Annotated in this window: 11 protein-coding genes; 8 read left to right on the forward strand and 3 right to left on the reverse strand. The window is 73.5% G+C overall.

Annotated features, from left to right (window positions below):
- A partial coding sequence (locus AB0K37_RS36155) for a LysR family transcriptional regulator (RefSeq protein ID WP_363989017.1) occupies positions 1-841 on the reverse strand: 841 nt, incomplete at its 3' end.
- 93 nt (positions 842-934) lie between these two features.
- Between AB0K37_RS36155 and AB0K37_RS36160 the strand changes: the two genes are divergently transcribed.
- The 7 genes from AB0K37_RS36160 (at position 935) to AB0K37_RS36190 (ending at position 8,472) form a co-directional block, all read left to right on the forward strand.
- Positions 935-2,080 carry a TDT family transporter gene (locus AB0K37_RS36160; protein WP_363989019.1) on the forward strand — a complete coding sequence of 382 codons (1,146 nt, stop codon included), beginning with the start codon at positions 935-937 and terminating at the stop codon, positions 2,078-2,080.
- A 106-nt stretch (positions 2,081-2,186) separates the two neighbouring features.
- On the forward strand, positions 2,187-3,266 hold the full coding sequence (locus AB0K37_RS36165) for an LLM class flavin-dependent oxidoreductase (protein ID WP_363989020.1): 1,080 nt from the start codon (positions 2,187-2,189) through the stop codon (positions 3,264-3,266).
- Positions 3,263-3,856, forward strand: a complete 594-nt coding sequence (locus tag AB0K37_RS36170) for an FMN reductase (RefSeq protein ID WP_363989022.1) — start codon at positions 3,263-3,265, stop codon at positions 3,854-3,856. The genes AB0K37_RS36165 and AB0K37_RS36170 overlap by 4 nt, the downstream gene beginning before the upstream one ends.
- Positions 3,857-3,901: 45 nt before the next feature.
- The gene (locus tag AB0K37_RS36175; protein WP_363989025.1) at positions 3,902-4,258 is read left to right on the forward strand and encodes a metalloregulator ArsR/SmtB family transcription factor; all 357 of its coding nucleotides are present in this window, start codon (positions 3,902-3,904) and stop codon (positions 4,256-4,258) included.
- Positions 4,255-4,884, forward strand: coding sequence for an SRPBCC family protein (locus tag AB0K37_RS36180; protein WP_345183760.1), 630 nt, complete (start codon positions 4,255-4,257; stop codon positions 4,882-4,884). Before AB0K37_RS36175 ends, AB0K37_RS36180 begins: the two co-directional genes overlap by 4 nt.
- 112 nt (positions 4,885-4,996) lie before the next feature.
- Positions 4,997-7,195, forward strand: a complete 2,199-nt coding sequence (hypF, locus tag AB0K37_RS36185) for a carbamoyltransferase HypF (RefSeq protein WP_363989028.1) — start codon at positions 4,997-4,999, stop codon at positions 7,193-7,195.
- Between the two features lie 179 nt (positions 7,196-7,374).
- On the forward strand, positions 7,375-8,472 hold the full coding sequence (locus AB0K37_RS36190) for a hypothetical protein (protein WP_363989031.1): 1,098 nt from the start codon (positions 7,375-7,377) through the stop codon (positions 8,470-8,472).
- Between the two features lie 33 nt (positions 8,473-8,505).
- On the opposite strand, the gene AB0K37_RS36195 is transcribed toward AB0K37_RS36190, so the two are convergent.
- A complete protein-coding gene (locus AB0K37_RS36195; protein ID WP_363989034.1) occupies positions 8,506-8,907 on the reverse strand; it encodes a PPOX class F420-dependent oxidoreductase in 402 nt (133 codons plus the stop codon).
- A gap of 87 nt (positions 8,908-8,994) precedes the next feature.
- On the opposite strand from AB0K37_RS36195, the gene AB0K37_RS36200 reads away from it, so the two are divergent.
- Positions 8,995-10,707: an MFS transporter gene (locus tag AB0K37_RS36200; RefSeq protein WP_363989037.1), complete on the forward strand. Its 1,713-nt coding sequence runs from the start codon at positions 8,995-8,997 to the stop codon at positions 10,705-10,707.
- Between the two features lie 82 nt (positions 10,708-10,789).
- Here the strand turns inward: AB0K37_RS36200 and AB0K37_RS36205 are convergent.
- On the reverse strand, positions 10,790-11,281 hold a 492-nt coding region (locus AB0K37_RS36205; RefSeq protein ID WP_363989039.1), incomplete at its 5' end, for a hypothetical protein.

The following is an 11,281-nucleotide window of genomic DNA, read 5'->3' on the forward strand; positions in this document are numbered from 1 at the left end:
GCCAGACCGCGCGCAGCGGGCGTGCGAGGTCCAGCTCGGGGACGGGGACGCAGACCAGCCGCCCGGCGGCCACCTCGTCGGCGACGGCCAGATCGCTCACCACGACCGGCCCGGCGCCGGAGACGGCCGCCGCCTTCAGCGCGGTGGTGGACGCGAGCTGCAGCATCGGCGGCGCCGTCCCGCCGTGCGCGGCCAGCGCCCGGTCCAGGACCTCGCGCGTCCCGGAGCCCTCCTCGCGCAGGACGAGCGGCGTCCGCGCCAGCTCGGCCGCCGGGACCCCGGAGCGCCGCCGCGCCCAGGGGTGCCGCGGGCCGACCACGACGACGAGCCGGTCGGTGGCGACGACGGTGCCGTGCAGCCCGGCCGGCGTGCGCGCCCCCTCGACGAACCCGAGGTCGGCGCCGCCGCCGCGCACCTGCTCGGCGACGACGGTCGAGTTGGCGGTGCGCAGGGTGACCGCGACGCCGGGGCGGACGGTCCGGAGGGTCACCAGCCAGCCGGGCATCAGGTACTCGGCGACCGTGAGGCTCGCCACGACGCGCAGCCGCCCGTCGCGCCGCTCTCGTAGCGCGTCGAGCCCCGCGTCGAGCGCCTCCGCCGCCGCGACCACCTGCCGGGCCCACTCGGCGACCAGCGCGCCCTCCTCGGTGGGACGGGAGCCGCGCGGCGACCGTTCGAGCAGCGCCACGCCGAGCTGCCGCTCCATCGAGCGGATACGGGCGCTGGCGGCGGGCTGGGTGACGCCGACCTCGGCCGCCGCGCGCCCGACGCTCCCGAGCCGGACGACGGCGAGCAGCAGTTCGAGGGCGCCGAGGTCGGGGACGCGGTGCGAGACGGCCATGACCGCGATTCTACGGACCCATAGGGTTGCTTTATGGCCCCATAGAGCCATGACCTCTACTGATGACCGCGAATGCGGTGGAATCTGGACGTCATGAGCCTCCCCACCCCGAACCGCGCCCTGCTGGGCGCGCTCGACCGCCCGACCGAGGCGTTCCGGCATCTCGGTCCCAACTGGTACGCGGCCGTCATGGGCACGTCGATCGTGGCGAACGGGGCGAACGCGCTGCCGGTGGACGTCCCCGGCCTGCACGCCTTCGCCGTGGTCGTGTGGGCGGGCTCGCTGCTGATGCTCGTCGCGCTCATGGCGGCGCGCGCCGTCCACTTCACCCGGCACACGGACGTGGCGCGGTCCCAGCTCCTGGACAACCCCGCCACGGCGGTGTTCTACGGCTGCCCGCCGATGGCGATGCTCGCCGTCGGCTACGGGACGCTCATGCTCGGCCCCGAGGTGATCGGCGCCCGGGCGGCGATCGCCCTGGACGCCGTCCTGTGGACGCTCGGGACCCTCTACGCGGTGCTGGCCGCCGCCGGCGTCCCCTACCTCATGATCACCAGGCATCGGCCGGGGCCCGCGAACCCGACCTGGCTGCTGCCCGTCGTCGCCCCGATGGTCGCCGCGGCGCTCGGGCCCGCGCTCGTCCCGCACCTGCCGGAGGGCCAGGCCCGCGCCACGATGCTGTTCGGCTGCTACGGCCTGTTCGGCGCGAGCCTGCTGGCCACGCTGGTCCTGCTGCCCGGCATCTGGTCGCGGCTCGCGGGCGGGCCGCCGTCGCCGGTCGCCCTCACGCCGACGCTGTTCCTCGTGCTCGGGCCGCTCGGGCAGTCGACCACGGCCGTCGTGCAGATCGCGAACGCGGCGGGGCAGGCCGCTCCCGGTCACGCGGCGGCGGCGCGCGCGTTCGCCGTCCTCTACGGCGCGCCGGTGATGGGCTTCGCGCTGCTCTGGCTGGCCATCGCGGCGACCGCGAACCTTCGGGCGCTGCGCGGCGGCATGCCGTTCGCGATGACGTGGTGGGCGTTCACCTTCCCGGTCGGGACGTGCGTGACCGGCGCGTCCGGCCTGTCGCGGGCCACGGGCCTGGACGTGCTGACCGACGTGGCCGTGCTCCTCTACCTGTTCCTCGTCACGGCCTGGGCCGTGGCCGGCGTCCAGACGGTCCGGGGCGCGCTCAGTGGGCGCCTCTTCCTGCCCGCCGTCCCGCGCCCGGCGCCGCTGCTGCCGGCTCCGGCCGCCTGACACGACGGTCACGGCGGTCACCGCGGCCTCCGGGGCGGGCAGGAATACCCGCCCGGGGGTCGCGGTTCGGTAGGATAATTGAAAGTTCTACTATTTGGAGGCCGGCATGCAGTTCGGGATATTCACGGTCGGCGACGTCACCCCCGACCCGACCGACGGGCGCGTCCCGACCGAGGCCGAGCGGATCAAGGCCATGGTGGCGATCGCGCTCAAGGCCGAGGAGGCCGGCCTGGACGTCTTCGCGACCGGCGAGCACCACAACCCCCCGTTCGTGCCGTCCTCCCCGACCACGATGCTCGGCTACATCGCGGCGCGCACCGAGCGGCTGATCCTGTCCACCGCGACCACGCTGATCACCACCAACGACCCGGTGAAGATCGCCGAGGACTTCGCGATGCTCCAGCACCTCGCCGACGGCCGGGTGGACCTGATGATGGGGCGCGGCAACACCGGCCCCGTCTACCCGTGGTTCGGCAAGGACATCCGCGACGGCATCCCGCTCGCCATCGAGAACTACCACCTCCTGCACCGGCTGTGGCGCGAGGACGTCGTCGACTGGGAGGGCAAGTACCGCACGCCGCTCCAGTCGTTCACCTCGACGCCGCGGCCGCTGGACGGGGTCCCGCCGTTCGTCTGGCACGGCTCGATCCGCAGCCCGGAGATCGCCGAGCAGGCCGCCTTCTACGGCGACGGCTTCTTCGCCAACCACATCTTCTGGCCGACGGACCACTTCCAGCGCCTGATCGGCCTGTACCGGCGGCGCTACGAGCACTACGGGCACGGCTCCGCCGACCAGGCGATCGTCGGTCTCGGCGGGCAGGTGTTCATGCGCAGGAACTCCCAGGACGCCGTCCGCGAGTTCCGGCCGTACTTCGACAACGCGCCCGTCTACGGGCACGGGCCCTCGCTGGAGGAGTTCACCGCCGAGACGCCCCTCACGGTCGGCAGCCCCCAGCAGGTCATCGACAAGACGCTCTCGTTCCGCGACCACTTCGGCGACTACCAGCGCCAGCTGTTCCTGATGGACCACGCGGGCCTGCCGCTGAAGACCGTACTGGAGCAGATCGACATGCTGGGGGAGGAGGTCGTGCCCGTGCTGCGCAAGGAGTTCGAGTCGCTGCGTCCCGCGCACGTCCCGGCGAGCGCCCCGACCCACGCGTCCCGTCTCACCGAGGAGGTGCGATGACCACCCTCGCCGTCGTCTCCGCCGGGCTCGGGCAGCCCTCGTCCACCCGGCTCCTGGCCGACCGCCTCGCCGAGGCGGCGGCCGGCGCCCTCCAGGAGGGCGCGACCGTCGAGACGGTCGAGCTGCGCGACCACGCGCACGCCATGGTCGACGCGACCCTGACCGGTTTCCCGTCCGGGGCGTTCCGCTCCGCCGTCGAGACGGTGGCGAACGCCGACGGCCTCATCGCCGTCACGCCGGTCTTCAACGCGTCCTACACCGGGCTGTTCAAGACGTTCTTCGACGTCCTGGAGCGCGGTTCCCTGGAGGGCACGCCGGTGCTCCTCGGCGCGACCGGCGGCACCGCCCGGCACTCCCTGGCGATCGATTACGCGATGCGCCCCCTGTTCGCGTACCTGCGCGCTAGCGTCGTCCCGACCGGCGTCTTCGCGGCGTCCGCGGACTGGGGTAGCGCCGAGACCGCCCTGCCCGAGCGCGTCGCCCGGGCCGGCGCCGAGCTGGCCGCCCTGGTGGAGGCCAGGCCGGCCCCGGCGAAGGACGACCCGTACGAGGCGCCGGTGCCCTTCGAGCGACTTCTCGCCGGGAACTGAACTTGAGATTTGGCTTATATAAGCCGAGCCTGTAACTTGGGTCACGTGCACGCATTCGATGTGGTGGGCGACCCCGTCCGGCGCCGGATCCTCGAGCTGCTCGCCGACGGCGAGCGCTCGTCCGGCGAGCTCACGGCGGTCGTCCGGAAGGAGTTCGGGATCTCCCAGCCCGCCGTGTCCCAGCACCTGAAGGTGCTGCGCGACAACGGATTCGCCGTCGTGCGGGCGGAGCGGACGCGCCGGCTCTACGCTGTCGACTCAGCACCGCTGCAGGAGTTGGACGCGTGGCTCGAACGCTTCCGCCGGTCCTGGACGCCGCGTCTGGACGCCCTGGCGACCGAGATCGCCCGCGGGAAGCGCGCACACCGCACGCATCAGGACGACCCAGGGAGCGAGACATGATCGAAGTCACCGGCCAGATCAACACCGTCACCCGCACGGTGGGCGAGAAGGCGCTGGAGTCCGGCACCGCGAGGACCGCGACGATCAGCAGGGTCTACGACACCGGCGTCGACGACCTGTGGAACGCCGTCACCGACCCCGAGCGGATCTCCCGCTGGTTCCTGCCGGTCTCCGGCGACCTGCGGCTCGGCGGCCGCTTCCATCTGGAGGGCAACGCCAGCGGGACGATCGAGCGCTGCGACCCGCCGAAGGGGTTCGCGGCGACGTGGGAGTACGGCGGCCAGACCACCTGGATCGAGGTCCGGCTGACCCCCGAGGCGGACGGCCGGACCCGGTTCGAACTGGAGCACACCGCCCTCGTCGACCCTTCGCAGAACCAGTTCGGCCCGGGCGTCGTCGGCATCGGCTGGGACATGGGGCTCCTCGGCCTCACCATCCACGTGGAGTCCGGCGAGGACGCCCGGGCCAAGCTCGGCGACTCCTGGGCCATGTCCGAGGAGGGCCGCGAGTTCGCGCGGCAGGCCGGCGAGGGCTGGTACGCCGCCGACGTCGCGGCCGGCGCCGACGAGGCCACCGCCCGCACCGCGGCGGACTTCACCATCGCCATGTACACCGGGGAGCAGTGACCTCCAGCGCCGAACACGCCCGGCGTCCGCCCCTCCTGTCGCGGAGTCGTCCGTTGAGACACGCCCTGTAGCCTTCGGTCACCGACGGTGACCGGCGGGGCAGAATGGCGGGGTGGACGTCAGGGTCGGTGTCCGCGTCGAGGGGGTCGTGCAGGGCGTCGGTTTCCGGCCCTTCGTGCACGGTCTCGCGACCGGCCTCGGGCTGTCGGGGCTGGTCGGCAACGACGCGGGCGGCGTGTTCATCGAGGTCGAGGGCGCACCCGACAAGGTCGGGCGGTTCCTGGACGGGCTGCGCACGCGCCCGCCCCGGCTCGCCCTCGTCGAGCGCGTCACCACGCGGGAGCTGGACGCCGTGGGGCGCGGCGGCTTCGCCATCGTGGGCAGCGACGCGTCGGGCGAGCGCCGGGCCCTCGTGTCCTGGGACGCGGCGACCTGCGACGACTGCCTGCGCGAGATGAACGACCCGGGCGACCGGCGCCACCGGTACCCGTTCATCAACTGCACGGGCTGCGGGCCGCGTTTCACGATCGTCACGGGCGTCCCGTACGACCGTCCCAACACCACCATGGCGGGCTTCGCGATGTGCGGGCCGTGCGCCGCCGAGTACGAGGACCCGGCCGACCGCAGGTTCCACGCCCAGCCGGTGTGCTGCCCGGCCTGCGGCCCGTCCCTCGCCATGCGCCCCCACGCCGACGAGCCCCTGGAGGCCGCGCGGGCGGTGCTGGCGCAGGGCGGGGTCCTCGCGGTCAAGGGCCTCGGCGGCTACCACCTCGCGGCGCGGGCGGCGGACCCGGATGCGGTGGCCGCGCTGCGCTCCCGCAAGCACCGCGAGGACAAGCCGTTCGCCGTGATGGTCCCCGACCTGGAGGCGGCCCGGGGCCTGTGCGACCTCTCGGCCGCCGAGGAAGAGCTGCTCACCGGGCCGCGGCGCCCGATCGTGCTCGCGCGACGCCGGCCGGGGGCCGCCCTGGCGGACGCGGTCGCACCGGGCGACCGGTCCGTCGGCCTCCTGCTGCCCTACACCCCCCTGCACCACCTGCTCGTCACCGAATCCGTCGTCCTGACCAGCGGCAACGTCTCGGACGAGCCGATCGCCTACCGCGACGAGGACGCCCTGGAGCGGCTCGCCGGCATCGCCGACGCCTTCCTCCTGCACGACCGCCCCATCCACATCCGCACTGACGACTCGGTGGTGCGGGCGTTCCGCGGCCGCCCGCTGCCCGTCCGCCGGTCCCGCGGCCACGCCCCGGAGCCGATCCCCGTCCCCGAAGGCCGCCCGGTGCTGGCGTGCGGCGCGGAGTCGAAGAACACGTTCTGCCTGACCCGCGACGGCCGGGCGTTCGTCTCCCACCACATCGGCGACCTGGAGAACCACGAGACGCTCCGCGCCTTCGAGGAGGGCATCGGCCACTTCCGGCGGCTGTTCGACATCGCGCCCGAACTGATCGCCTATGACCCGCACCCGGAGTACCTGTCCACGAAGTACGCCCTCGACCAGGACCTGCCCGGGATCGCCGTGCAGCACCACCACGCGCACATCGCCTCCTGCCTCGCCGACAACGGCGCGGACGGCCCGGTGATCGGCGTCGCGTTCGACGGCACCGGGTACGGGACCGACGGCACCCTGTGGGGAGGCGAGTTCCTGGTCGCCGACCTGCGCGGCTTCGAGCGCGCCGGGCATCTGGAACCGGTCCCGCTGCCCGGCGGCGCCGCCGCGATCCGCGAACCGTGGCGCATGGCGGCGGCCTACGGGGTCCCGGGCGACCTGCCGGTGGCCCGCCGCCCCGACTGGGCCGCGGTGACCGCCCTGGCCCGGCGCGGCGTGAACGCTCCGCCGACCTCCAGCATGGGCCGCCTCTTCGACGCGGTCGCCGCCGTCCTCGGCGTCCGCGACCGCGTCAACTACGAGGGGCAGGCCGCCGTCGAACTGGAGCAGTGCGCCGACCCCACCGAGACCGGCGCCTACCCGGCGGCGCTGAACGGCACGACCGGCTTCACGGTCGCGGGCGGCGAGTTCGTGGACGCGGTGGTGAGCGACCTCAGGGCCGGCGTCCCCGTCCCGGTGATCGCCGCGCGGTTCCACAACGGCGTCGCGGCGCTCGTCGTCGCCGCGGCCTCCCGCATCAGGTCGGAGACGGGCCTCGGCACGGTCGCGCTCTCCGGCGGGGTGTTCCAGAACATGCTCCTGCTCGGCCGCGCCGTCTCCGGCCTGGCCGACGCGGGCTTCGACGTGCTGACCCACCACCGCGTCCCTCCCAACGACGGCGGCATCAGCCTCGGCCAGGCGGCCGTGGCCACCGCCCGCGGCTGACGCGGAGACCGCCCTGGCCGGTTCCGGACGTGCCGCGGCAGCCAACGGCGACACTCCCGGGATGAACCGTCCCCACCAGCCGCGCGGCACCGGAGGCGCACCCTGGCGCGCGCCCGCGGGACGCCGCGCACGAAGCGAAACGGCGACGCGGTGCCCCGCCCCCCGGGCATGATCATCGGATGGCGGACGAAGGGGACGAGCGGCAAGAAGCCCGGCCGAGGTCATGGGCCGTCCGGCGATGGGCGGCCCCGCTGGCGCTGGCCGTGTCCGTCGCCGCCTCCATCGGCGCGGTGCACCGGCTGGCGGACGGATCGGTGCCCACCGCGCCATCCGGTGAGCAGCGCATGCCGCGCTTCACCGTTGCGATCGGGGATTTCGGGACCGGTGGCCAAGGGCGCAGGCCGAAGCCCTGGTTCCAGGTCAGAGCGGCCCGGGCCGGTGGGGTGCGGCCGCTGGACTCGGTGCCCGCGCCGCGCTCGGCCGGTATGGCGCAGTCTCTCGTCGCGGGGCCGGGGGAGATGTTCGTGCTCTCGGCCTTCGAGCAGACGTCGTGCACGACCCGGTTCTACCGGTTCCGTCTCGCCGCTGACGGCCGGGTGAGGGGACTCGCGCCGCTCACCGAGGAGACCGTCCCGGCACGCGTGGCCGGACTGGCCGTGAGCCCGGACGGCGCCCGTCTCGCCTACGCGACGGCCCCCTGCGCGCAAGCCGCGCAGCCCCAGGCGACGGTGACCGTCCTTGACATCGGCTCGGGTCGGCGACGGACCTGGAGCACGGCCGCCCCCTCCCTCGTCGGTGAGATCGTCTGGGCCCGCGACAGCCGCACGCTCGGCTACACCGTCGGCGACGTGCGGCCGGAGGCCGCACCCGGTCCCTTCCACGAGCGCAGGCTGGGGAACGTCACCGTCCACGCCCTCGACACGGGCGGGGGCGGAGCCGACCTGAGGAGCGGCCGCGTCCTGTTCCGGCAGCCCGACGACGCTGCGGCGGTCACCACCGCCGTGATGAATCCGGACGGCCGGGCGGGCTACGGCGCGATGAAGAGGGCGCACCCGGCGAGTTTCGTCCTCTTCTCTTTCTCCGCCGGCGAGCCGATGAAGATCACTCGGATCATCGGCCTCAAGCCGAACGCGGTCATGGCCCTTGGCTTCATCACCGACGACGGCCCCCGGTACGCCTGCCTCGGAGGAGTCGACTCCTTCGGCAGAGTGAACGAAGGCCGCTTCAGGGACACCTCGGATGGCGGCCAGAGCTGCGCGGTCGCCTACGGCTACTGACGTCGCCCCGGCACCCGCCGCCGGGCGGCGGTGTCAGAGGTTGCCCAGCACCCGGGTCGGGGTGATCTCGATGACGACGCGGTTCGGGTTCGGGCGCGGGGGCTTGTAGCGGGCGGTGTAGAGATCCTCCGCTTGTGCCACCGAGGCCGGGTCGGTCCGCAGGACGGCGCGGCCCTCGATGGTCGACCAGCGGCGGCCGTCCACCTGCGTGACGGCGGCGGGCAGGCCGGACGCGCCCGCGTCGCGGACATGGCGGGCCTTCGCCGAGGAGGCCGAGGTGATCACGCGGACGGTGCCGGCGTCCAGCGTCGCCCCCACGGGGACCGAGTGCGGGGTCCCGTCCGGGCGGAGGGTGACGAGGGTGCACAGGTGGCGTTCCCGCCAGAAGGCGATGAGGTCCTCGTCGGTCAGGTCCAGCCGGTGTCGTCCGTCCACCGGAGCAAGCCTATCCGGACTGGTCGGATTCGAGGGTTTTATGATTAGTTAGCGTAAGAAACTATCTGAGACGGGGGAGGGCGCGGCGTGCCGTCCAAGCACTATCCGTGGATCGCGCTGAGCAACACGACGCTCGGCATGCTGCTGGCCACGGTCAACTCCTCGATCGTGATCATCTCGCTGCCGGCGATCTTCCGCGGCATCCATCTGAACCCCCTCGAACCGGGCAACGTCAGCTACCTGCTCTGGATGCTGATGGGCTACATGCTCGTCTCGGCGGTGCTGGTGGTGACGCTCGGGCGGCTCGGGGACATGTTCGGGCGCGTCCGGATGTACAACGCCGGGTTCGCGGTCTTCACCGTCGGGACGCTCGTGCTGGCGCTCGACCCCCTGCACGGGGGAGCCGGGGCGCTCTGGCTCATCGGCTGGCGGGTCTTCCAGGGGATCGGCGGCGCCATGCTGATGGCGAACTCGGCCGCGATCCTCACCGACGCGTTCCCCGCCCACCGGCGCGGCATGGCGATGGGCGTCAACCAGGTCGCGGGCATCGCCGGAACGTTCATCGGCCTGGTCGCCGGCGGGCTGCTGAGCGAGATCAACTGGCGGCTGGTGTTCTTCGCCTCGGCACCCATCGGGATCGTCGGGACGGTCTGGGCGTACCGGAGCCTGGCCGAGACCGCCAAGCGGGCGGTCGGCGCGAGGATCGACTGGCTCGGCAACGTGACGTTCGCGGTAGGGCTGACCGTGCTGCTCGCCGCGATCACCTACGGGATCCAGCCCTACGGCGGGCACGACATGGGCTGGACGAACCCGTGGGTGCTCGCCGGGATGATCGGCGGCACCGCCGTCCTGGCGCTGTTCTGCTGGATCGAGACCCGGGTCGAGCAGCCGATGTTCCACCTGGGCCTGTTCCGGATCCGGGCGTTCGCCGCCGGCAACCTGGCCGGGCTGCTCGCCGCGATCTCGCGCGGCGGGATGCAGTTCATGCTCATCATCTGGCTGCAGGGCATCTGGCTGCCGCTGCACGGCTACGACTACGAGGCCACCCCGCTGTGGGCGGGCATCTACCTGCTGCCGCTCACCGCCGGCTTCCTGGTCGCCGGACCGATCTCGGGGCACCTGTCCGACCGGCACGGCGCCCGCGCGTTCGCCTCCGGCGGCCTCGTGCTGTCGGCGCTGGCGTTCGCCGGACTGCTGGTGATCCCGACCGACTTCGGGTACGGCACCTTCGCACTGCTGATCTTCCTCAACGGGATCGGCTCCGGGCTGTTCGCCGCCCCCAACACGACCGCGATCATGAACTCGGTCCCGGCGGACCAGCGCGGCGTGGCCTCCGGGATGCGCGCCACCTTCATGAACGCCGGCATGGTGCTGTCGATCGGCGTGTTCTTCTCGCTGATGATCGCGGGACTGGCCGACACGCTGCCGAGGACGCTGACGCGGGGCCTGACCGAGCACGGCGTCCCGGCCGGGCCCGCCGCGCAGGTGGGCGGGCTGCCGCCCGTCGGCACGCTGTTCGCCGCGTTCCTCGGCTACAACCCGATCCAGAACCTGCTCGCGCCGTTCCACGTGCTCGGCGGCCTCGCGCCGGACGACGTGGCCACGCTCACCGGCCGCTCGTACTTCCCGCACCTGATCTCCGAGCCGTTCCACCACGGCCTGGTCATCGTGTTCGGCATGGCGATCGCGATGTCGCTGGTCGCGGCGCTGGTGTCGCTGCTGCGCGGGCGCCGGTACGTGCATGACGACGACGCCGCGGGCGAGCCCGCGCTGCAGAAGGCGGGCCGCAGCACGCGCTGACCCGCGCGCGGGTGGCGTAAACGCGGACCGGCCGCCCGCGGTGGCGGGCGGCCGGTCCGGAACGCGCGGAAGGCGCGCGGGGTCAGACGCGCCAGGACTGGACGAGCGCGTCCAGCGTCACCTGGTCGTAGACGATGCCCTGGGCCTTCAGCTCCTGGGCGACCAGCTCGCCGTCGCCGTGGTGCTTGGCCAGCAGCCGGTACACCGCGTACGGGAACCAGTGGTTGTCGCTGATCCGCTGGATCTCGGCCTCGTCGCAGCGGTAGCCCTCGGCCCTGACCTCGGCGAGCGTCGCGGCGACGTCGCCGTGGCGGCGTTCGAGGATGTCGATGACGAGGGACCGCAGGTTCTCCGGCGCGGGCCCGCTGGGCACCTCCTCCTCGGTGACGGTGCCGTAGGAGCTGCGCCCGTTGAGGCTGCCGCGCGACGCGGCGCTGACCACGGCCAGCTCCGGCTCCGGCTCGGGGGCCGGAGCGGGGGCCGGAGCGGGGGCAGGCGCGGGCGCGGGCTCGGTCGCGGCGGGGGCCGCGGCCGGAGCGGAGGCGGCCGGCGCGGCCGGGACCTGCGCGGCCTC

The organism is Actinomadura sp. NPDC049753 (genome assembly GCF_040674655.1).
GTDB lineage: Bacteria > Actinomycetota > Actinomycetes > Streptosporangiales > Streptosporangiaceae > Spirillospora > Spirillospora verrucosospora.

Excerpts from the sequence above, each read along its gene's own strand:
- AB0K37_RS36160 (WP_363989019.1), top strand. The coding sequence starts at position 935 with ATGAGCCTCCCCACCCCGAACCGCGCCCTGCTGGGCGCGCTCGACCGC.
- AB0K37_RS36165 (WP_363989020.1), top strand. The coding sequence starts at position 2,187 with ATGCAGTTCGGGATATTCACGGTCGGCGACGTCACCCCCGACCCGACC.
- AB0K37_RS36170 (WP_363989022.1), top strand. The coding sequence starts at position 3,263 with ATGACCACCCTCGCCGTCGTCTCCGCCGGGCTCGGGCAGCCCTCGTCC.
- AB0K37_RS36180 (WP_345183760.1), top strand. The coding sequence starts at position 4,255 with ATGATCGAAGTCACCGGCCAGATCAACACCGTCACCCGCACGGTGGGC.
- AB0K37_RS36190 (WP_363989031.1), top strand. The coding sequence starts at position 7,375 with ATGGCGGACGAAGGGGACGAGCGGCAAGAAGCCCGGCCGAGGTCATGG.